This window comes from Leptolyngbya sp. GGD, assembly GCF_026735145.1.
Lineage (GTDB): Bacteria > Cyanobacteriota > Cyanobacteriia > Leptolyngbyales > Leptolyngbyaceae > Leptolyngbya > Leptolyngbya boryana.
In genome coordinates this window covers 837813-859267 of record NZ_JAPQKE010000002.1, presented here as the reverse complement: position 1 = coordinate 859267, position 21455 = coordinate 837813, and the positions used below count along the sequence as shown (strand labels likewise).

Here is a 21455-nt window from a genome sequence, read left to right as displayed (position 1 = left end):
GCTATGACGCATTTAAAAACGATGGGGGGTGCGATTTACTTTGATCGATTGATGATGCAAAGCGATTTAACTGCGATTGCTCAAATTCTCCGCTGGTTTGAACAATTCCGACGACCGCCGCTTTCTCAAGCAGCTTGGCTGCAAGGTCAGATTGCTTTAGTTGAAGGCTTTACGAATGCGGTGCGTCATGCCCATACTGCTCTGCCGCTCCATACGCTCATTCAACTAGAAGCCGGGTTGTATCCGGATCACTTGGAGATTCGGATTTGGGATCAAGGTTCACCATTTGATCTAGAAGACCTGCTCGATCAAGTTGAACAAGAGTATCCGAATCCTTTAGAGCATAGCGAGCATTGGGGCGGGACTTTGTTCAAGAAGCTGCGCGATCAGCATCAATGGGAGATTGAATACCACTGCGTCCGAGAAAGAGTGAACTGTCTCTGCTTAGTCAAAAAATGCGACAATAGCTAAGACTCGTTGCAAGGTAAAACAGTATGGTGAGCGAAGTTAGAACGATCGCAGGTGGCGGTATTCCATTGGTAGGCAATGATATTGATACCGATCGCATTATTCCGGCTCGTTTTTTGCGCTGTGTGACGTTTGATGGATTGGGAGCGCAAGTTTTTGCGGACGATCGCAAACAGTTAAATGGTCAGCATCCGTTTGATTTGCCGCAGTATCAAGGTGCAAAAGTTTTAGTCGTCAATGGAAATTTCGGTTGCGGATCGAGTCGGGAACATGCGCCGCAAGCGATCGCTAAGTGGGGAATTAGCGCGATCGTAGGTGAGAGCTTTGCTGAGATCTTTTTTGGCAATTGTGTTGCGATCGGGATTCCTTGTGTGACGGCTGAGCCGAGTGTCACTAGCCAGCTTCAAGCCTTGTTAGCAGAGAATCCGCAGCTTCAGGTGACGGTAGATTTGGATCAAATGCAGGTGCGATGCGGTGAGTTTACAGGCGCGATTTCGATGCCAGAAGGAGCACGACAAATGCTGACTTGTGGAACTTGGGATGCGTGTGGGCAGTTAGTCGCACAGGCAGAACAGATTCGGGCAACAGCGGCGAATTTGCCTTATGTCGCTTGGGGACAGGCGAGTTAGCAGAAGATAAGATTTAGCCTAACGAATCGGGTTCGTTAGGCTAATCGTCAAGGGTTAAACGTGTAAAAAGGCGCTCTACGCCTCAATTGCAACTTTATTCTGCGAGAGTTCAGTTTCTCGGCTGAGTGCCGCTTGCACAAATCCCTTAAACAACGGATGAGGGCTACTTGGACGAGATTGAAACTCTGGATGGAACTGCGTTGCAATAAAGAATGGATGCCCTGGAAGCTCAATGATCTCAACCAATCGACCATCCGGCGAAGTGCCACTCACCACATAACCAGACTCTAAAAATAGATTCCGGTACGCATTGTTAAATTCATAGCGATGCCGATGCCGTTCGTAGATCACTTCTTCTCCATACAGCGCTAACGTGAGCGTATTCGGAGTCAGACGGCAGGGATACAGCCCTAACCGCATGGTTCCACCCAAATCGACCACATCTTGCTGCTCAGGCAGTAAGTTAATGACGGCGTTCTTCGCCTCTGGAACAAACTCTGCACTATGAGCATTTTCCAAACGAGCTACATTTCGCGCCCATTCGATCACCGAACATTGCATTCCTAGACACAAGCCTAAGAACGGAATCTGATGCTCACGGGCATACGCGATCGCGGCAATTTTTCCATCGACCCCGCGAATCCCAAATCCGCCGGGAACTACAATGCCATCGACATCCGCGAGATAGTGTGCGGCTCCTTTTTCTTCGATTTCTTCTGAGTTGATCCAGCGCAGATTCAGCGCACTTCCGGTCGCAATTCCAGCATGTTTGAGGGCTTCGACAACTGAGAGATAAGCATCTGATAAGCGCACATATTTCCCAACGATCGCAATTTCCAGCGTTTGAGTTGGTTGATACAGCCGCTCAACGAGGGTCTGCCATTGGCTGAGATTGGGCTGACGCTGTTCGAGATTGAGTAAATCGATCGCTTGAGTTGCCAGTCCTTCTTTTTCCAATCGCAGCGGCACTTCATAAATGCTGCGCGCATCCTGACACGTAATCACGCATTCAACAGGGACATCACAGAATTCTGACATTTTCTCTTTCATGCCAGGTGGCACCGCACGATCGCTGCGGCAAACCAGAATATCGGGTTGAATCCCAATCGATCGCAGTTCTTTGACCGAATGCTGAGTCGGCTTCGTCTTCATTTCACCCGCAGCTGGAATCCAAGGAATCAGCGTGACGTGCATATACATGACGTTTTGCCGTCCTACTTCTTTACGAAACTGGCGAATCGCTTCTAAGAACGGCAGCGATTCAATGTCCCCAACCGTTCCGCCAATTTCAGTGATCACAACATCAGGATTCGTATTTTGAGCGACTCTGAGAATTCGCTCTTTGATCTCATTCGTGATATGGGGAATCACCTGCACCGTGCCACCGTTGTAGTCGCCTCGACGCTCTTTATTAATCACTGCTTGATAAATCGATCCCGTTGTCACGCTATTGAGCCGTGACATTGAGGTATCGGTAAACCGCTCATAGTGACCCAAATCGAGATCCGTTTCTGCGCCATCTTCAGTCACAAATACTTCGCCGTGCTGAAACGGACTCATTGTCCCAGGGTCAACATTGATATAGGGATCAAGCTTGAGAATCGACACTGAGTAATCCCGCGACTTGAGTAATCGTCCGAGACTCGCGGCTACAATCCCTTTCCCAATGCTAGAAACAACGCCACCCGTAACGAATACAAATTTCGTCATAATGCTCTGTGCCGATATCTACCAAAACTTATCCGGTCTATTCTGCCACAACTGCGATCGCCCAGGGGGAGAATATCCGGAGTTTCTCAAGGAATTCGGCAACTGTGAGCTAAACTCTCACGTCAACGAAGGCGGGATGTGATACGGTATGCCTTATTTCGGTTCCAGCAGCAATGAAGCGATTTCTCAGCGCGTTAGTGTTAGCCATCTTGACTGTGATTTTGACGATTTCGATCGCTTGGTCAAAGCCTGCCTTAACTGTGGTGTATCCACCGGGCGAACATGAAACGATCGCAAAACAAATCTTTCTCATCGGTTCGGCTCCCCCTCAAGGAGAAGTGCTTGTCAATGGCAAACGCATTCAGCGTAGTCGTGGAGGACATTTTGCGCCCAGTTTCCCTCTGCAAATGGGCGGGAATCAGTTCTCGGTTCGCTATGGGGAAGAGGAACTTCAGATTAAAGTCACGCGCAAATCGAATCAGCCTCCTGCTCCAGTTGGACAATCTTTTGCAGAAGGTTCGCTGACTCCTACGGTCGATGTAGCTCGACTGCCGGGAGAAGCGATTTGTCTCAGCGCGATCGCACCTCCCAATTCGATCGTCAATGTCAAAGTTGCAGATCAGATGTTGCCGTTGATAGCGCAAAGTGCGATCGCAACATTGCCTGCCAATTCGGGTGTGTTGACCGGGTTAACTGAACCAACCCCAACGCAATCGACTCAGTATGCAGGCTGTGTGACTCCGAAAACGAGCGGAGATTTAGGAAAAGTCACTTATCTGTTGGGAAATGTGAGTCAAGAAGCGCCTGGAAAAATTTCGATCCTCGATCCGGCTCGATTAGAAATCGCAGAAGTAACTGCTGAGCAAGGAACTGCAAGAACCGGAGCCAGTACAGATTTTTCTCGCTTAACGCCCTTGCCGAGAGGAACAAGAGCAACAATTACCGCGCGCGAAGGCGATTGGTTGCGATTGGAGTATGGGGGATGGATTCGATCGAGCGATGTCAAAATCATTCCGGGAGCTACTCCAGTACGATCGCTGATTCGTGGCATCACATCTCGAACTGTGAAAGATTGGACAGAAGTCCGTTTTCCGCTGCAAATTCCTGTACCGATTACGGTTGCTCAAGATCAAAATCGGTTCATTCTGACGCTTTACAACACAACAGCGCAAACCGATACGATTCGATTAAGTACTGATCCCGCGATCGCTCGATTAGATTGGCAACAAGTTGCACCTGAAAAGATCGAATATCGCTTCAATCTCAAATCGAATCAGCAGTGGGGCTATAAAGTGCGATATGAAGGCACAACATTAGTGTTATCGCTGAAGCACCCGCCACGAATGCGGAAGAATTCGTTGTCTGGTATGAAAATTCTTCTTGATCCAGGACATGGTGGCAGCGAAGATTTAGGGTCAAGAGGGGGAACCGGATATCCAGAGAAAGAAGTTGCCTTAATCACCAGCAAATTGCTGCGCGAGGAATTGGTCAAGCGAGGTGCAAGAGTCGTGATGACTCGTGAGGCAGATATTGATCTCGATTTAGCTCCGCGAGTGAAGCAAATCAATGAGACTGAACCAACGATCGCGCTTTCGATTCATTACAATGCGCTGCCAGATGATGGTGATGCCATCAATACAAAAGGCGTTGCTACCTTCTGGTATCAGCCTCAGGCTCATGATTTAGCCGTATTCTTGCATGACTATCTAGTGAAAAAGCTCGATCGACCTTCTTATGGTGTGTACTGGAACAATCTTGCTCTGACTCGCCCCACCGTCGCGCCGACTGTGCTTTTAGAACTGGGATTCATGATCAATCCCGATGAATTTGAGTGGATCACGAACCCCGTAGAACAAAAGAGACTTGCAGCGACCCTGGCAGATGGAGTAACAGAATGGTTTGCTCAAAGGCAATTGCAGTGATTTTTGTCAAACTGAAGATGAATGATCTACCCTAGATTCACGTGATATTTCTAACCAAGTGTAAGGATGTTGACTAAGCGGGCTGGTTTAATCTTAATTGCCTTGATGAGTTTGCCGATCGTGATATTGGGGGCGGAAAAACTGGAATCGCGCAGACCCAGTGTTGCTTCTGGCTGCCCAGATTGGGTGCTATCGCAAACTGAAACTTCAGAGAATTTGATTCATCCAGAAAAAGTTGTGGTTGAACCTTGGCAGGGGCGACACAATGTTTTTGCCACTTTCAAAATTCCTGAGGGCTATGAAGCGAACCAGTTTTTTGTGGTCACGCTCAAGGGTTCAAATCCTTATTGTGGGACTGTGACCCGATCGACTCCGACCTCCAAAGGCGATCGCAAAGTTTTCGGGCTATTTAGAACTCGAACAACATTATGGGTCATCTCAAAAGGGCAGTTAAATCAGTTAGAGGAGCCGAGTAACTGGAAGTTAGCGATATTTAAACCTTCCTAAGAGGATGTTTGAAACGTATCGTTCATCGCACTCACCCGTCCCTGGATTTCCAATCCGGGGCGAGCTAGAACGGAGCGAGGAAACGGTTGATACCTTTGAAACATCCTCTAACTTCTGTGCTACCTGGCACAGCGACAGCATCTAGTTCTCGGTTCGCGATCGTCGCTAATGTCCTACGATCGCTTGAATCGTAGTCAATGGAACTTGGGCAAAGTACTGTCGATAGAATTGTTCTTCTCGAATCGCAGCGAAAAAAGGTTCAAGCATCAGATTAGAAGCTGCCTGTTCCTTGAAGCTGAAGCTGAAGCCCTGATCTGAATACGTGACATGAAAGCCAAGTGATTCTAAGGTTTGAATTCCAGCTTTTAATGCAATATCACCAATCATCAATCGATCGTACAATTGCTGCCGAGTCGCAGTCTTTCCGGTGCGACTGAGATATTTTGCAATGCCCACGAAGGTTTGCCAGATCTCAGCAGCAGGAAGCAAGGTTGGGGGAGGATAGGCGATCGCTAAAGGGCATTGTTCAGCCAAAGCTCGTCTGTACCAGATTTTTAATTCATTCCAACTAGTCGGAACAGTTTTTAGCTCAATTGCTTTTTCTTCAGTGCGTTGAGTTCTCCAATCTAAAAGCCATTGCGTTTGAGTCGGTTTGATTTCTTCGCACGATCGTACTGCAACTAATCGCACTTCGTATCGCTTCCGAAAAGTATTGTTCTCAAGTTCCACAATGGCATCACAGCGTCCGGTTGGAAGTTCATAGGCATAATGCCCCCACCATATGCCCGGAAAGCCTTGTGCGGCTGATTCATCGCAAATCATAAACGGGGTGCGAATGTATTCAACTTTGCGTCCGTAGAGGTCTTGAATTTTGGTATTTCTACCCGCTTGAAACCAGCAGTTTTGAATCAATAATTTTGGAATTGGATTCCCCATTCCGCAAGGTTCAATCAATCGCAGTTCTTTGTAGAGTTCGAGATTGAGTTCGCTCACCGTGACGCAAAGATCCGCTTGAATCGTTGGAGTAGGGGGATCACTTTGTTGGAGTAATCGCTGATTGATTGCTTGGGCAAATAGAGGGAGATTGTCGATCGCTAAACTCAATCCGGCGGCAAATGGATGCCCACCAAAGCGATGTAAGAGATGAGCCTGATCTTTGACGAGTTGATAGAGATCGATTTGATTTGTCGATCGAGCTGAGCCACGAGCAAATTCCTCATCTACTGTTAGTAAAATCGTTGGTTTGCCATATTCTTGAGCAATCTGACCTGCAACTAATCCCAGAACCCCGCCACTCCATTGTTCATCCCACAGCACAATCACACCCGTCGTTGAGAGATCCAGTTGTGCGAGTTTTGCTTTTGCTTGCTGTAAGACATCTTTTTGCAGAGCTTTGCGGCGAGTGTTTGCCAGTTCTGTTTCGTCAGCTAGCTCTTTACAGCGTTGGACATTTTGGCTGGTTAATAGCTCGACACAGAAGTGTGCATCGCCTTGAATCCGGCTGACTGCGTTAATTCGAGGCCCTAACCCAAAAGAAATATCGGTGGGTCGATCGCCCGATCGCTTACACAGTTCTAACAATCTGGTAATGCCTGGACGAGTTGCTGCTTTGGTGGACTGTTTCTGAAGCTGCTCGATTCCTTTTTGAGCGAGATAACGGCAATCTCCTTTGAGTTCAACTAAATCTGCGATTAAACCGATCGCGACTAAATCGAGTAAGTTCTCAATCGGCTTTTCTGGCACATCTGGCAAAGCTTCATACATCGCTTCAACGAGCTTGTACGCCACTGCAACGCCAGACAATGAAGCAAAGGGATGGTCTTTTTCGAGCGATCGAGGATTGACGATCGCAATCACAGGAGGACGGGATTCTGGCAAGGTATGATGATCGGTCACAATCACATCAATGCCGAGACTCTGAGCGTATTGAATCTCGTCTAAATTTGTACTGCCCGTATCGCACGTCACGATGACATGAACATGCTTGAGCTGATCAATCCCGGTCTTAGAGAGTCCATGTGATTCAGTAAAGCGATTGGGAATGTAGTAAAACAGCTTTTGATTTTGAGGAAAGAACTGTCCTAATCCGTCCCACAGTACTGCTGTCGAAGTGACCCCATCGGCATCAAAATCGCCCCAAATTGCGATCGCTTCTTCTCGTTCGATCGCGTGCACCAACCGCTGCACTGCCCACTGCATCTCTTGACCAAACTCAACCGAACTCATGGGCTGATAATTGGCGGCATTTAGAAATCCGGCTAATTGGTCGATATCTCGAATGCCTCGCTGCCAGAGCAATTGCGGCAAGTAGCGTCCCTCAATTCCTGGAGCTTGCTGCTTCACAGCCTGAACGAATGCGTCTGGAATCTCAGCTTGATGGATTTGCCATTGGGGAACGGGATCGGGCATGAGCGATGAGATAAATACATCGATACTATTCTAAATTATTGGGGGTTAGATGCAGCGGATGTGAATTCTGAGCGGGAAGTTCTCACTTTGAAGGGGGAATGTAAACTGATAAAGTGGGAGCCGAATTAGACTTGACCCTGTATTCCAAGACCTATGGATGATTATCGCGCTAAGACTCTAAAAGAAGCTTTTCGGCTTTGCAATATTGATCCTCTTTCTGGTGCAGGATTAGAGCGATACTATGTCGATTTGTCGTCTGTGCGTAAGACTGAAGCGATCGAAGGGGTCAATTTCGTTTTGGACTCTCAATACCCAGGAGAGTTTTGCACGATTCTATTTACAGGTCATCGGGGTTGTGGCAAAAGTACTGAGCTGAAGCGAATTTGCCACCAATGGGAGCAAGACTATCGGGTGATTTATTTAGAAGCAAACGACGAAACCGATATTAATGATGCTGAGTATACTGACTTCTATCTTGTTGTGATTAAGCAAGTCGAATTTGCCTTACGAGAAATGGGGCTGAGCTTTGATAAAAGGCTGCTCAAGGGATTTGAAGATTGGTTTAAGGATGTCACAAAGGAAAACGAGCAAACGGTTGAAAGCTCGGTCAGTGTAGAAAGTGAAGCAAGTCTGGGAAGTGGCGCTCCGTTTATTGCAAAATTGCTTGTGAAGCTTTTAGCTCAGATTAAGGGTGCGGATAAACAAAAAACTGTGATTCGGCAGACGTTACAGCGAGATATTTCTCGGCTGAAAGCAGATATTAATTTGTTGCTACAAGACGCTTATCGAAAGATTAAGTCTCAATATTCCAAAGGCTTTCTCGTAATTTTCGATAATCTCGATCGCGTTCCGCCTGAGGTTGGCAATCATTTATTTTTTGATTATGCGGCTCAGCTTCAAGAGCTGAATTGTACGATTATTTATACGGTTCCGATTTCTGTCTTGTGTTCTTCAAAAAATATCGTCAATACATTTGGTGAGCCTCATGTTGTTTCGATGGTGCGAACCTATCAACTCGTACGCGAGCGCTGTGAGCTTGACTATGATGCTGAAGGCCTAAAGCAGTTGCAGCAAATCATTGAGAAACGAGTCGATACTGAGCTTTTGTTTGAGTCGGAGCAAGAGGTTTTAGCATTGGCGAAGGCAAGTGGGGGACATGTGCGGCAGTTGATGCAGATGGTGCGGAGTGCTTGTCAGACGGCAAGTACTCGTAAACATGCCAAGATTCAAGCTGAGGATGTAGAGTATGCCATCAAGCAGCAGCAATTCAATTTTGAACGCTTTGTCCGGGATGAGCATTATCCTTTGCTCGCGAAAGTGTGTCTGACGAAAAACGTGACCAAAGATGAGACTGGACAGTTAATGCTGTTTAATACGTCGGTGTTGGAGTACAACGGACTCGATCGTTGGAATTACCCGAATCCAGCGGTGCGCCAGAGTGCTTTGTTTCAATCTGCCCTTCGGGATCTTCTGAGTCAAAATGCTGGAGCAGACTAATCGCGATCGCACTGTAGAACAGTTTCTAGAGCAAAATCAGCAAGAGTTTGCGGAACTTCTGACGTTTATTGATTTTGCAGAGGGGCTGACGATCGGATTTATTGAAATTAATCAAGAACGGGATAAAGCAACGTTAGTAGAAGCATTGCGATCGCATCTCTCGGAGATGGAGGTGCGGCTGGAAGTGATGGATTTTTCCCAGGAGCACGATTTACGATTTCTGCGAGATGCTTTGATCCAACGTCTGAAGCGAGTTCAGACGCAGCAAAAGCTAGTGGTGCTGATTCAGGGTTTGGAGGGTGTGATCGGAACGGATGGAGTGGGCGAGTATCCACTGATTTTGCAGGATTTGAATTTTGTTCGAGATGCCTACCGTCAGAGTGTGCCACATCCCTTGCTCTTTGTGTTGCCCAGTTATGCAATTACTCGGGTAAGCAAGTATGCTCCTGATTTTTGGGCTTGGAAGTCTGGTTCTTTTACCTTTAAGACTTCAGCACAAAGTCTAGAACAGTTGAAAGTCGAGGCGTTTGAACAGCCGTTGCCTCACATTGCCTCAACTGAGAATGAGGCTCAGATTAACCAACTCAAGCAGCTTTTGATGGAGTTGTGTCCGTCTGGGAAACCGACTTCATCAAAGGATGTGCGACTGTGCTGCGAGGTCTATTACAAAATTGGCTCAGCCTATCTCACTCAGAAACAGGCAGACAAGGCAAGGGATTACTTGCTAGAGGGCTTGAAGATTATAGAAGCAAGTCCCGATCCAATCCTAATTCAGAGTTTGCATCGTAAACTAGGAAACGCATATAAACAGTTACGGCAGTTTGAGAATGCAGTTACGGCTTACGAAAAAGCACTTGAGATTGCGCGTTCACTGAATCAATCTCAACAGGTTGCAATAGTGCTTGCGGATTTGGGAGATGTGGCATTAGCACAACGCAAGTTTGAGCAAGCAAGAGCATTCTATGCTCAAAGTTTAGCAATTAATGAAGCCCGCAAAGATCGCTACAGCCGAGCCAGCACCTACCACAACTTAGGCATCGTGGCGCAGGAATTGCGCGAGTTTGAGGAAGCAAAACTCTACTATCAGCAAGCACTCCAAATCTTTAGCGAATTCAACGACCGCTACTCCCAAGCCTACACGTATGGTCAATTAGGCATCGTGGCGCAGGAATTGCGCGAGTTTGAGGAAGCAAAACTCTACTATCAACAGGCACTCCAAATCTTCACCGAATTCAACGACCACTACTCCCAAGCTCGTACATACCATCAATTAGGCATCGTAGCGCAGGAATTGCGCGAGTTTGAGGAAGCAAAACTCTACTATCAACAGGCACTCCAAATCTTCACCGAATTCAATGACCGCTATTCCCAAGCCAGCACCTACCACAACTTAGGCATCGTAGTACAGAAATTGTGCGAGTTTGAGGAAGCAAAACTCTACTATCAGCAGGCACTCCAAATCAAAATCGAATTCAACGACCGCTACTCTCAAGCCAGCACGTACCACCAATTAGGTATGGTAGCGCAGGAATTGCGCGAGTTTGAGGAAGCAAAACTCTACTATCAGCAGGCACTCCAAATCTGCAGCGAATTCAACGACCGCTACTCTCAAGCTCGCACATACCATCAATTAGGCATCGTAGCGCAGGAATTGCGCGAGTTTGAGGAAGCAAAACTCTACTATCAACAGGCACTCCAAATCAAAATCGAATTCAACGACCGCTACTCTCAAGCCAGCACGTACCACAACTTGGGTTCACTTGCAGAATCAGAAGAACAGCATGCGGAAGCAAGAGCAAACTATCAGCAGGCGTTAGAAAGATACATGGAGTTTGGAGATCATTACCGGAGTGATATTGTGCGCCAAGACCTCGAACTGCTTCCGAATGAATAAACTCGATCGATTTGAAAACAGCGATCGTCCTTTTCCCTAAATGTGCGATCGCATAGACCTACCTACCGCTCAGGCAGATGGGGTCGTTTATTCCACTTTATTGATTGTCCAGTCTTCGATCGTCAAACCTGGAATTTTCTCAAAATCACGTCTGTTTCGAGTAACAACTACTGCATCGATAGATAATGCGATCGCCGCAATCCGCAAATCTTGAGCACCAATCCGAACCCTTTGCCGCTTCAACTCAGAATAGCAATCCTCAGCTTCTGATGTGAACTCCAATAAATGTCGAATCTGCCCTAGAAAAAACAATGTCTCGCGAAACCTAGCATAAGCCAACACCCGCGACATTCCAGATTCAGATCGCCGAATCACATCCAATCGACCTCGCAGTTGCTCCTCCGCCGTAATAATTGTAATTGCGATCGCATTCATGCCTCGTTTCGCGATTTGCTGGCTCACTTGCGGATGTTCACGTTGCCATAACGACAGATGATCCGTATCCAGTACCCACAACCTCATGCAGCCGAGTTTCCTTGGTTCAGCCGCGCATCAGACTTATCCAACTGACGATACTCAGCCTCCAATTCACTATCCATCTCTTGCCGATAAGAAGCCATTGCTGCTTGAAACTCATCCCACTGTGGATCGTCCTTAAAGATTCCAGTCAACTTCGTCAAAGCTGGAGAACTCAGGGGAAGTGTCACAATTTCCGCAGATGCCAGACGCACCCGCAAAACCTCCTGTATCTTGGCTAACGCATCTTCACGGGTAACACCTTCAGCATGACAGTCAGGCAGCCCCAAAACACTAGCACGAAACCCATTCGGCTCATTTTCTACAAGAATTGAAATTGCGTCCATGCTACTCTCCTTCGCTTCTGGAATCACGCTCGCTACGCTCTATCCATTGTAATGTCGCAAATTACGATCGTTCCCCTGTATCTGTCGTTTGCAATCAACATCCAAAAGTCTCTATCTCAGCCGCAATTTGTCGTAATCGCTTCAATGCCGCCAGCGATCCCTGAATCAATCGACTCGCCGCGATCGGCTTTTTCACCATCGCCTTTGCCATCCGCAGCCCTTGAATTTTGCCATCGACGATCGCATCACTCAGATCGGGCAGATCAAATTGCAAATCATCACTAACGACTCGCAGCATCGCAACTGAATATCGTTGCGCGATCGCGAATCCTTCCATATCCACCACATCCGCCTGATACTTCTCGCCTAACGCTCGCTTTTCTGCCACAGAGCAAATTACACGATCGCTGATGAATCCCCGCACAGAGGCAACTCTAAAATGATTTTGCAGTCGTTGAGTGAAAGAGCGATCGCACGCAATCTCTTCTCCTGAGAAGTTGACACAAGAATGATAAAGTGCCAGTTCGCCAATTCCAACTTGAGAGGATAAACTGCCACATAAACCCATGACGAGGAGTGCCGAATGATCCGGAATCGAAGTGCGATCGAGAAAATCAGCAACCGCAATTCCAGCCGGGATTGCAACAACTTGAATCGCATCGCTTGCGCCTTGAGAGACAGCCTGATATTCAGCACCTTGGGGGACGAGAATCACCGGAACCATTGAAAAACTGGATGAATTTACTCAAGCAACCTTAACATCCCCTCAACGTTCTTTTTAGCCTTACCTAGTTTATGAATTTGCCCAAACCGACTTCACGGGAGCGTTTCAACATTTCCCGGATCGCGATCGCGATGCCGTGGTTAAGCATCTCCTTCTGGCTGGCCATCACAGTCGCCGGATTTTTTGCCCTAAGCTCATTGAAATATGCGCTCTTTCCCGACATCACCTTTCCCGTCGTTGTGGTCAGTGCAGAAGCTCCACTAACGGCGACTCCTGAAACCGAGCGGCAAGTCACACAACCGATCGAACAAGCCATGCAATCGCTGAAAGGCGTGAATGATCTGCGATCGTCAACGTTTCCCAATCAAACGGCTGTCAGCTTATCGTTTGAAGTGGGGACGAGTTTAGACCAGGCGCGTCAAACGGTTGAAGACACAATGAAATCGGTAACGCTGCCGAAAGAAACTCAATTCAAAGTCATCGCCTTGAATTTGAATGAAACCGCAGCGATCAGCTATGCGATCGAAAGCGATTCGCGTAATCTCCAAGACCTGACTCAACTGACAACCAGCCAGATCGTTCCGCCCTTAGAAAAAATCGCGGGTGTGCTGAAAGTAAATACGCTTGGTGCAGGCGGCAACGAACGTGGAGCAACCTTGACGCGATTTAACGGCAAAGATGCGATCGCGATTCAAGTGGTGAAACGCGGAGATGCAAACACGCTCGAAGTCGTAAACACAGTTGAGCAAGAGATTGACACACTGCGAAAAAATCTCAGCAATGTGAAAATTACACTAGCATCCACGCAAGCCGAATATATTCAGAACGCAACCCATTCAACGATCGAGGCATTGATTGAAGCGATCGCATTATCGGTGATTGTAATTTATCCATTTCTTCGGAGTTGGCAGGCAACCTTAATTTCAGCCCTTGCTATTCCGATTTCACTTCTCGGCACTGCGATCGTGATGGCATTTTTTGGATTTAATCTCGAAACCATCACCCTGCTGGCATTGGCGCTTGTGATTGGAAGTGTCGTCGATGATGCGATCGTCGATGTCGAAAACATCAGCCGACATATCGAAGAGGGGGAATCTCCCAGACAAGCAGCCCTAAAAGCAACTAGTGAAGTCGGTTTAACTGTGACCGCTGCCACGTTTACAGCCGTCGCCGTGTTTCTGCCGATTGGATTCATGGAAGGCGTGATTGGGCAGTTCTTTAAACCCTTCGGAATCACAGTTTCAGCCGCGATGATCATGTCGCTGTTAGTCGCACGGACATTATCGCCTGTGATGTCGATTTACATGCTGAGAAAATCAAATCGCCCCAGTTCGGGACGGTTTGACAGAGTTGGGTTTTGGTTTACTGATAACTACCGCAAATTACTCCAGTGGTCATTACGCCATCGAGCGATCGTCGTGGGGATTGCGCTTGCCAGTTTTGCAGCAGGGATTGCCATCATTCCGATGATTCCGCAAGGATTTATTCCGAAGCTCGATCGCGGAGAATTTAACGTTCGATACACGGCTCCCTTACCGAAAATCCCATCTCAAGAAGAGATTGCAGCAACCTTAGCAGCAGGCGGACAGATTCCCCAAATTAATCCATTGCAAGATTCGCTCAATGTTGCAAAACAGCTTGAAGACTCCGTGAGAACTGCTCCCGAGGTTCAAACTGTATTTACAACCGTGGGATCGCGTGAAGGCGAACCGAATAAAGGCTTGATCTACGTCAAGCTAAAACCCGGACATTCTACACCAACCGCGACGCTTCAGGATCAACTGCGATCGCGCTTGCCGGAAATTTCCGGAGTAACTACCAGCGTTGAAGACATTCCCTTTGTCGAAGCAGGCAGCCAGAAGCCACTGCAAGCCTCTCTTAAAGGGGAAGATTTAGCAACGCTAGAGAAAGCTGGAAACGACTTGAAAAATCGTGTACAGACCATTCCAGGCATTGCAGATGTGACGCTCAGCGGGAGTAGCAATCGCAACGGCATTCAGCAGATCGACAGACGCGATGGACAGCGAGTCGTTTATGTCAGTGCAAACTTGGGTAAAGGTCTGTCCTTGGGTGATGCAACCGAAAAATTAGTCAATGAATCTAAAACTGTTTTACCTGCAAATGTCACACTCGACTTAGGGGGAGATTCGGCAAGTAGTCGTGAGATCTTTAACAGTTTTGGTAGAACGTTGGGACTCTCAGCACTCTGTATTGCAGTTGTTCTCGTATTACTGTTCAAAAGCTTGATCGACCCAATCGTCGTTACGCTTTCTCTGCCACTCGCACTCGTTGGCGCAATGCTCGCGCTGCTCATCACTCAAAGCGATTTCGGCATGATCTCGCTGATTGGCTTTGTGTTTCTGCTCGGCATCACGAATAAAAATGCCATCTTGATCGTCGATTACATCAATCAATTGCGGCGACAAGGACTCGATCGCAGTAGTGCAATTCTCGAAGCTGGTCCGATTCGACTGCGACCGATCATGATGACAACTGCATCAACGATTTTAGGTATGGTTCCGATCGCGCTTGGACTTGGTGCCGGATCAGAACTCCGCTCTCCCATGGCAGTTGCGATCGCGGGTGGCTTAGTTACATCCACATTACTCAGTTTGTTCGTTGTACCCGTCGTGTACACTCTGCTCGATGATCTCAAACCTAAAAAACGATGAAAGCATTTGTCACTGGAGGCACAGGCTTTGTCGGCGCAAATCTTGTCCGATTACTGCTACAACAAGGCTACGAGGTCAAAGCACTTGCTCGCCCGAATGCCCGATTAGATAACCTCAACGGCTTGGAGATTGAACTCATCTCAGGAGACTTGAACGATCCAGATTTAGCTCGATCGATGCAAGGGTGCGATTGTTTATTTCATGTTGCCGCTCATTACTCACTGTGGCAGCGCGATCGCGATTTGCTTTATCAAAGTAATGTCCTGGGCACTCGAAATGTTCTAGCCGCAGCAAAAGCAGCGGGAATTGAGCGATCGGTTTATACCAGTTCTGTCGCCGCGATCGGCATTAATCCCAGTGGTCAACCGACGACTGAACAGTATCAATCTCCAGTCGAGAAACTGATTGGAGATTACAAACAATCGAAGTATTGGGCAGAACAAGAAGCCGTCAAAGCAGCACGATCGGGTCAAGATATTGTGATTGTGAATCCTAGTACTCCGATCGGGGCTTATGACATCAAACCAACTCCGACAGGCGATATTGTCGTGAGATTTTTAGAGCGTCGAATGCCAACTTATGTCGAAACAGGACTCAACTTTGTACATGTCCAAGATGTCGCTTGGGGGCATTTGCTCGCCTTGCAGAAAGGCAAATCTGGAGAACGGTATATTCTCGGCAATCAAAATCTGAGTTTGAAACAATTGCTTGATGAATTAAGTCAGATTACCGGACTGAGTGCCCCGTCTCGATCGATTCCGGTCTGGATTCCGCTGTCTGTCGCCTGGATTGACGAAACGATTCTCACGAAATTTGGGAAAAAACCTTCAATCCCAGTCGATGGAGTGAGAATGTCCAAACAGCCAATGTACTACGATGCAAGTAAAGCAATTCGTGAATTGGGGCTTCCCCAAACGCACATTCACATCGCTTTGAAAGATGCCGTAGACTGGTTTCAAGAGAATTTAATTCAAACCGAGTGAGGAGATAGCGATGGGAGTCCCAATACAGCAAGTCGTCGGAATCGGCTCTTACCTAGTCAAACAACGTTTACTAGGTCGAAAACGATTTCCCTTGGTTTTGATGCTAGAGCCATTGTTCCGGTGCAATCTCGCTTGCACGGGCTGTGGAAAAATTCAGCATCCCGTTGAAATTCTCAAACAAAATCTTTCCCCGGAAGACTGTTTCCGAGCAGCGGAAGAATGTGGTGCGCCTGTGGTTTCGATTCCGGGTGGTGAACCGCTTCTGCATCCTCAAATTGGGGAAATTGTTCAGGGATTAATCGATCGTAAAAAATTCATTTATCTCTGCACCAACGGCATCCTGCTCGAAAAGAGCCTCGACAAGTTCAAGCCCTCGCCCTATTTCACCTTTATGGTGCATCTTGATGGGATGCGCGATTGGCATGATCAGTGTGTCGATCGCAAAGGCGTATTCGATACGGCTGTCAAAGCGATTAAAGCGGCGAAGGCACGCGGCTTCCAGGTCAATACCAACACCACCATCTTCGAGGGTGCCAATCCTGAAGAAATGCACGAATTCTTCGATTTTCTCACCGAACTGGGAGTCGATGGAATGCAGATTTCTCCAGGCTACAGCTACGAATGGGCACCTGATCAAGACCATTTCTTGAAGCGTGAACAGACGCATATTCTGTTCCGTCAAATCCTGGCACCGATGAAAAAAGGGAAGAAGTGGAACTTTAGCCATAATCCACTGTTCCTAGACTTTCTCATGGGCGAGAAGGATTATGAATGCACGCCTTGGGGCAGTCCGAGCTATAGCGTTTTGGGTTGGCAGAAGCCTTGCTATCTCTTGAATGATGGCTATTACAAAACCTTCCAAGAGCTGTTGGATAAGACGGACTGGAGCCAGTACGGTCGCAAGAGCGGCAATCCAAATTGTGCAGATTGTATGGTGCACTGCGGATATGAGCCAACGGCTGCGATCGACGCGATGCAACCACACAATATTGGACGTGCTATGACCTCTGTATTGGGTAAATAGCAGCAAAATCGGGAATTCTGGAGAGTGACATTTCACATCATGCTCCAGAATTTTCTGCTATGGTTCATCAGTCTGGTGATATTATTCAGCGGCGTTATCAAATCTTGGGACGCTTGGGTGAAGGCAACACAGGTATCACCTATCTGGCAAAGGATCAGACGACACAGAAACAAGTTGCCTTAAAAACGCTTGTTTTACGACAAGCCGTTAACTGGAAAACCATCGAATTATTTGAACGTGAAGCTGAGATTCTTCAGCAGTTCAATCATCCGAACATTCCCAAATATTTAGAGTATTTCGTCGTCGAGACTGAGCGTGACCGCAATTTCTACATCGTTCAAGAACTCGCCAAGGGCAAATCTCTTTTTGATTGGGTACAGCAAGGTTGGCACGGGACAGAAGCAGAGATTCGAGCGATCGCGCTACAAGTCTTAGAGATTCTCAATTATCTCCACACCCTCAATCCACCTGTCTTTCATCGCGATATCAAGCCGCAAAATCTAATTCGTCGCGCTGATGGTCAAATTTTTCTAGTTGATTTTGGCTCAGTTGGAAGTACGTATCACAATACATTCATGCAGGGTAGTACAGTCGTCGGAACTTACGGCTATATGGCTCCTGAACAGTTTCGTGGTCAAGTCGTTGCGGCAACTGATTTATACGGTTTAGGCACAACATTACTCTTTTTACTAACTCGTCGATCGCCTGCCGATTTACCTGTTCAAAAGTTGAGAATTGAGTTTCGATCGCAACTTCAACTCTCACCGCACTTCGCCGATTGGTTAGAAAAGATTTTAGAACCCGCGCCGAAAGATCGGTTTGCATCAGCAGAAATCGCGATCGCTCAACTCCAACCTCCACCCAAACAATCTTCAAAGCTCTCCATCGGAATCGGGGCAATGAGTGCCTTAACACTCATGGCTTTAGTCGTTACCGATCACTATCGCTACGCAATTATCAATAAAGTTGGACTGACTCAATCTGCTTATACTTCTATCGATCATCGAGATTTATCCATCAAAGAGTATTTAAGTAAAGGTGGAGACCCAAATGCGACAGACATTGAAGGAAGAACTTTGATCTATCAAGCGATCGCTCTAGGAGACGCAGACTCAATCCAACAGGTCATCGCGAAAGGCGGCAACTTACAGTATCGCGATCGTCAAGGTCAAACTCCCCTTCATGAGGCTGCACAACGCAAACCAGAAGCGCTTCGAGAAATTCTCGCGCTGAATCAGATCGATATCAGCATAAAAGATAAGAAAGGCAAAACCGCGATCGATTACATCAATTCTGAAGCCAATGCTCAACTGTTTGTAGAACACATCAGTCGGAGATCGCAGATTAAAGATCAGAAGCAACAACTCATCGAAACTCTGATTCAAACTGCAAGCCAACGAGGCTGGCTCAATCTGGTGCAGAGCCTTACAGAAGGAGATGTTAGTACTTATGTCAATCTCTCAGAAGTCTTTCAGAGAGCTGTAGCAAATTCAGATGCAGGCGTGTTTCGCTCAATGATTGCGAAACAGCAAAAGCTCACTCCAGACATGCTCAATCAAATCCATTTCCATGAACTCAAGTTTCTAACCCCTGAAGAAATTTTGGAACTCCTGCCCTATGCGGATGCCCTTGATCGCGGTGGCAATACCTTACTGAATTTTCTAGTAGACCGAGTGGAGTCTGATCAAGACGTACAGACGATTTGGAAATTGTTACAGGTTGGAGCTAACATTCATCAGTCGAATTTACAAGGGATCACTCCTTTGAAACGAGCGAGCATGGGTGGCAAGAATCGACCCATGCGAGAAGCAATCCGGCTGGCATTCAATGAACGAGCGGGCGTTAACCCATCCCTACGAAGAGAAGAGGAAAGAGTTCGGCAGCAAAATGAACAACAATTTGAGAGAAACTGGCAACGCGAAAATGCGTATCCGCGCCAGACTCGCGAAGATTCAGACCTAAGCAACAAACTCATGGGCATTGGCTCAGCACCGAGTTCACGAAACAGTGAGTACAATCGAAACCGTTAAACCTATGGATATTATTCATTCACGCTACAAAATATTAGAAACATTAGGTCAGGGCGGAGTTGGAACGACCTATAAAGCTGAAGATCTCCACACTCAGCAGTATGTTGCACTGAAAGTAGTGTCACTACGTCAAACTCCAGATTGGAAAACCCTCGATTTGTTTGAGCGAGAAGTGAAAGTTCTCAAGCAACTGAATCATCCTGCCATTCCTCGCTATATCGATTCGTTTGAAATTGATACCGAAGACGATCGCTTATTCTGCATTGTGCAAGCTCTCGCACCTGGGAAAACACTAGCCCAATGGATTCAAAAAGGTTGGCGACCAGACGAAGACACAACGAAAGCGATCGCATTTCAGTTACTCGATATTCTGGTTTATCTGCAAACTTTTCTGCCGCCCATTCTCCATCGAGATATCAAACCCCAGAATATTTTGCGCGATCGAGAAGGCAATATCTATCTCGTTGATTTTGGAGCCGTTCAAGATACCTATCGCCAAACTGTAGCTGGAGGCAGCACGGTTGTCGGCACACTGGGCTACATGGCTCCGGAACAGTTTCGCGGAAAAGCAACTTGCGCGACAGACCTTTATGCTTTGGGAACAACCCTACTTTATTTACTCACAGGCAAAGACCCCAATCAGTTACAAACATCAGATGATCTCCAGTTACAAATTCCGCCGAATTTGAGGATTTCTGCTGAGTTTAGTCGTTGGTTAAAGCGCTGTATTGAAGCAGCAGAGGAAGACCGATTTAATTCTGCGGCTTTAGCACTGTCGGCTTTGCAAGGTCGCAATCCGAAAGAAGAATTTGTATCGAGTCCCTCTCCGCAACGTCCGCGCAATACAAAAGTCTCGTTAATTAAGAGCGATCGCGCCTTACACATCCACTTTTCAGGGCAAAGCTTTCAATCGAGCAAAGCCGATAAAATCCGGATCAGAATCGGACTTGTTCTTCTGTACTTACTCACAGCATTCATTCTCTTTCGGATCGTTGCTGTCAGTCGATTAAACATGTCAGAAGTTGGCTACTACGGTTTAATCTTAGTGACCTTCCCTTGTGTCACAGCCCTAGCCGGAATCTGCTTTGCGAGAGATCTCCAGACTTTAATCAAACCCACAGTTTTGAGCGTTAATGATTACACGCTCATACTGGCAGGAATGCTAAAACGCTTCGAGTTCTACCAAAAGATCTCATTCATTCTTGAGGACATTGAAGACATTCATCTCGAAAAAACTCGTAAAGGAGAGAGTGTCGGTGTCATCAGAATGCGCACCCAAGAAGTATATCAGTTTGGTCAATACCTCTCACCCACTGAACAACGGTGGCTCGTTCATGAACTTCAAACCTTCATTCAAGCAGCAAAACAAAGAGCCAAAGAAAGATTCGAGCAAATTCAAGATAGTAGACTCACGACTTTAGATGCTCTATTTCAACGCGCAATTAGGTGTTATCAGAGCGATCAACTCGCTCAAGCCGAAACACTATTTCATGCAATTTTGATCTTCGATGCTGCTAGTGCAGAAGCATATAACAATTTAGGTGTAATTCAGCATCGTCTAAACCAGCATTCCAAATCAGCAGATTTTTTTCAGAAAGCATTACAAATTGCTCCGAGCTATTGGGCAGCGAGAACCAATTTCGCGATCGCGCTTCAAGAAGACAATTTCACACAAGCGATCGCAATGTATGGAACCCCATGCCCATCTGATCAAACTACAGGCAATGAGCGCTATACCCTAATTTTGTATAATCAATGGCGCGGAAGCCTAGCAGATGCGATCGCAGAGTTCGAGACTCCTCCTGATGATGAGATCTTACTTGCTGTAAAAACTCATTGCCGCCATGCTGATTTGCTGCAATGCAAGGGAGACTTTACGACTGCGATCGATCTCTATCGACATGTGCTGAAATTGGTAAAACACAATCCGGCTCTCAGCGCCAAAATTTACGCAGAATTAGCCTGGACATTTGCGATGATGCACAATCTCAAAGAGGCACAGGCTTGTTTAGCACGATCGCGAAAACTTGCCCCAACCACTGAACACGGAACGACTCGCTATACCGAAGCCTTAATGCAATACCTCAAACCGAATCGAGGATAATTTCAAGCGTTTCAACGGG

16 protein-coding genes are annotated in these 21455 nt (G+C 47.0%); 11 read left to right on the top strand and 5 right to left on the bottom strand.

Going from position 1 to position 21455, the window contains the following annotated elements; genetic code table 11:
* The first annotated feature begins 3 nt into the window (after window positions 1-3).
* Together OU814_RS12835 and leuD are read left to right on the top strand one after the other, a co-directional pair.
* Window positions 4-471 (top strand): ATP-binding protein, encoded by a 468-nt coding sequence (locus OU814_RS12835; protein WP_017286348.1) that lies wholly within the window; start codon window positions 4-6, stop codon window positions 469-471.
* A 23-nt stretch (window positions 472-494) separates the two neighbouring features.
* Window positions 495-1097 (top strand): 3-isopropylmalate dehydratase small subunit, encoded by a 603-nt coding sequence (gene leuD / locus OU814_RS12830; protein ID WP_017286347.1) that lies wholly within the window; start codon window positions 495-497, stop codon window positions 1095-1097.
* A gap of 75 nt (window positions 1098-1172) precedes the next feature.
* Here the strand turns inward: leuD and OU814_RS12825 are convergent, their stop codons facing one another.
* Window positions 1173-2807 (bottom strand): CTP synthase, encoded by a 1635-nt coding sequence (locus tag OU814_RS12825; protein WP_268183337.1) that lies wholly within the window; start codon window positions 2805-2807, stop codon window positions 1173-1175.
* Window positions 2808-2980: 173 nt separating this feature from the next.
* Here OU814_RS12825 and OU814_RS12820 point away from each other — a divergent pair, with 173 nt between their 5' ends.
* Together OU814_RS12820 and OU814_RS12815 are read left to right on the top strand one after the other, a co-directional pair.
* Window positions 2981-4729: an N-acetylmuramoyl-L-alanine amidase gene (locus OU814_RS12820; protein WP_268183334.1), complete on the top strand. Its 1749-nt coding sequence runs from the start codon at window positions 2981-2983 to the stop codon at window positions 4727-4729.
* A 66-nt stretch (window positions 4730-4795) separates the two neighbouring features.
* Window positions 4796-5236, top strand: a complete 441-nt coding sequence (locus OU814_RS12815; protein WP_017286344.1) for a hypothetical protein — start codon at window positions 4796-4798, stop codon at window positions 5234-5236.
* Window positions 5237-5401: 165 nt separating this feature from the next.
* On the opposite strand, the gene recJ is transcribed toward OU814_RS12815, so the two are convergent.
* Window positions 5402-7645, bottom strand: coding sequence for a single-stranded-DNA-specific exonuclease RecJ (recJ, locus tag OU814_RS12810; RefSeq protein WP_268183330.1), 2244 nt, complete (start codon window positions 7643-7645; stop codon window positions 5402-5404).
* A gap of 153 nt (window positions 7646-7798) precedes the next feature.
* On the opposite strand from recJ, the gene OU814_RS12805 reads away from it, so the two are divergent.
* Complete coding sequence (locus OU814_RS12805) at window positions 7799-9142, top strand: P-loop NTPase fold protein (RefSeq protein ID WP_268183328.1); 1344 nt, start codon at window positions 7799-7801, stop codon at window positions 9140-9142.
* Window positions 9126-11036 carry a tetratricopeptide repeat protein gene (locus tag OU814_RS12800; RefSeq protein ID WP_268183326.1) on the top strand — a complete coding sequence of 637 codons (1911 nt, stop codon included), beginning with the start codon at window positions 9126-9128 and terminating at the stop codon, window positions 11034-11036. The genes OU814_RS12805 and OU814_RS12800 overlap by 17 nt, the downstream gene beginning before the upstream one ends.
* Window positions 11037-11123: 87 nt before the next feature.
* Here OU814_RS12800 and OU814_RS12795 read toward each other — a convergent pair whose 3' ends face one another.
* The 3 genes from OU814_RS12795 to OU814_RS12785 form a co-directional block, all read right to left on the bottom strand.
* Window positions 11124-11558 (bottom strand): type II toxin-antitoxin system VapC family toxin, encoded by a 435-nt coding sequence (locus OU814_RS12795; protein WP_190647129.1) that lies wholly within the window; start codon window positions 11556-11558, stop codon window positions 11124-11126.
* Window positions 11555-11899, bottom strand: coding sequence for a type II toxin-antitoxin system HicB family antitoxin (locus OU814_RS12790; RefSeq protein ID WP_190647128.1), 345 nt, complete (start codon window positions 11897-11899; stop codon window positions 11555-11557). The genes OU814_RS12795 and OU814_RS12790 overlap by 4 nt, the downstream gene beginning before the upstream one ends.
* 94 nt (window positions 11900-11993) lie before the next feature.
* The gene (locus OU814_RS12785) at window positions 11994-12623 is read right to left on the bottom strand and encodes a phosphorylase (RefSeq protein WP_268183321.1); all 630 of its coding nucleotides are present in this window, start codon (window positions 12621-12623) and stop codon (window positions 11994-11996) included.
* A gap of 71 nt (window positions 12624-12694) precedes the next feature.
* Between OU814_RS12785 and OU814_RS12780 the strand changes: the two genes are divergently transcribed.
* Genes OU814_RS12780 through OU814_RS12760 form a run of 5 tightly spaced genes read left to right on the top strand, consistent with a single transcriptional unit; the run spans window position 12695 to window position 21436 of the window.
* Complete coding sequence (locus OU814_RS12780; protein ID WP_268183319.1) at window positions 12695-15295, top strand: efflux RND transporter permease subunit; 2601 nt, start codon at window positions 12695-12697, stop codon at window positions 15293-15295.
* The gene (hpnA, locus tag OU814_RS12775; protein ID WP_268183317.1) at window positions 15292-16278 is read left to right on the top strand and encodes a hopanoid-associated sugar epimerase; all 987 of its coding nucleotides are present in this window, start codon (window positions 15292-15294) and stop codon (window positions 16276-16278) included. The genes OU814_RS12780 and hpnA overlap by 4 nt, the downstream gene beginning before the upstream one ends.
* 10 nt (window positions 16279-16288) lie before the next feature.
* Entirely contained in the window at window positions 16289-17302 is a 1014-nt protein-coding gene (gene hpnH, locus OU814_RS12770) for an adenosyl-hopene transferase HpnH (protein ID WP_017286333.1), read from the top strand.
* Window positions 17303-17361: 59 nt separating this feature from the next.
* Complete coding sequence (locus OU814_RS12765) at window positions 17362-19332, top strand: protein kinase domain-containing protein (RefSeq protein ID WP_268183313.1); 1971 nt, start codon at window positions 17362-17364, stop codon at window positions 19330-19332.
* Window positions 19333-19336: 4 nt separating this feature from the next.
* Window positions 19337-21436 carry a protein kinase domain-containing protein gene (locus tag OU814_RS12760; protein WP_268183311.1) on the top strand — a complete coding sequence of 700 codons (2100 nt, stop codon included), beginning with the start codon at window positions 19337-19339 and terminating at the stop codon, window positions 21434-21436.
* Window positions 21437-21455 lie beyond the last annotated feature (19 nt).

Bases quoted from the DNA above. Each gene is read 5' to 3' on its own strand.
- OU814_RS12820 (WP_268183334.1), top strand. From the start codon at position 2,981: ATGAAGCGATTTCTCAGCGCGTTAGTGTTAGCCATCTTGACTGTGATT.
- OU814_RS12805 (WP_268183328.1), top strand. From the start codon at position 7,799: ATGGATGATTATCGCGCTAAGACTCTAAAAGAAGCTTTTCGGCTTTGC.
- OU814_RS12835 (WP_017286348.1), top strand. From the start codon at position 4: ATGACGCATTTAAAAACGATGGGGGGTGCGATTTACTTTGATCGATTG.
- OU814_RS12825 (WP_268183337.1), bottom strand. From the start codon at position 2,807: ATGACGAAATTTGTATTCGTTACGGGTGGCGTTGTTTCTAGCATTGGG.
- OU814_RS12785 (WP_268183321.1), bottom strand. From the start codon at position 12,623: ATGGTTCCGGTGATTCTCGTCCCCCAAGGTGCTGAATATCAGGCTGTC.
- OU814_RS12765 (WP_268183313.1), top strand. From the start codon at position 17,362: ATGGTTCATCAGTCTGGTGATATTATTCAGCGGCGTTATCAAATCTTG.
- OU814_RS12800 (WP_268183326.1), top strand. From the start codon at position 9,126: ATGCTGGAGCAGACTAATCGCGATCGCACTGTAGAACAGTTTCTAGAG.
- OU814_RS12795 (WP_190647129.1), bottom strand. From the start codon at position 11,558: ATGAGGTTGTGGGTACTGGATACGGATCATCTGTCGTTATGGCAACGT.
- hpnA (WP_268183317.1), top strand. From the start codon at position 15,292: ATGAAAGCATTTGTCACTGGAGGCACAGGCTTTGTCGGCGCAAATCTT.
- OU814_RS12760 (WP_268183311.1), top strand. From the start codon at position 19,337: ATGGATATTATTCATTCACGCTACAAAATATTAGAAACATTAGGTCAG.
- OU814_RS12815 (WP_017286344.1), top strand. From the start codon at position 4,796: ATGTTGACTAAGCGGGCTGGTTTAATCTTAATTGCCTTGATGAGTTTG.
- hpnH (WP_017286333.1), top strand. From the start codon at position 16,289: ATGGGAGTCCCAATACAGCAAGTCGTCGGAATCGGCTCTTACCTAGTC.
- OU814_RS12780 (WP_268183319.1), top strand. From the start codon at position 12,695: ATGAATTTGCCCAAACCGACTTCACGGGAGCGTTTCAACATTTCCCGG.
- OU814_RS12790 (WP_190647128.1), bottom strand. From the start codon at position 11,899: ATGGACGCAATTTCAATTCTTGTAGAAAATGAGCCGAATGGGTTTCGT.
- leuD (WP_017286347.1), top strand. From the start codon at position 495: ATGGTGAGCGAAGTTAGAACGATCGCAGGTGGCGGTATTCCATTGGTA.
- recJ (WP_268183330.1), bottom strand. From the start codon at position 7,645: ATGCCCGATCCCGTTCCCCAATGGCAAATCCATCAAGCTGAGATTCCA.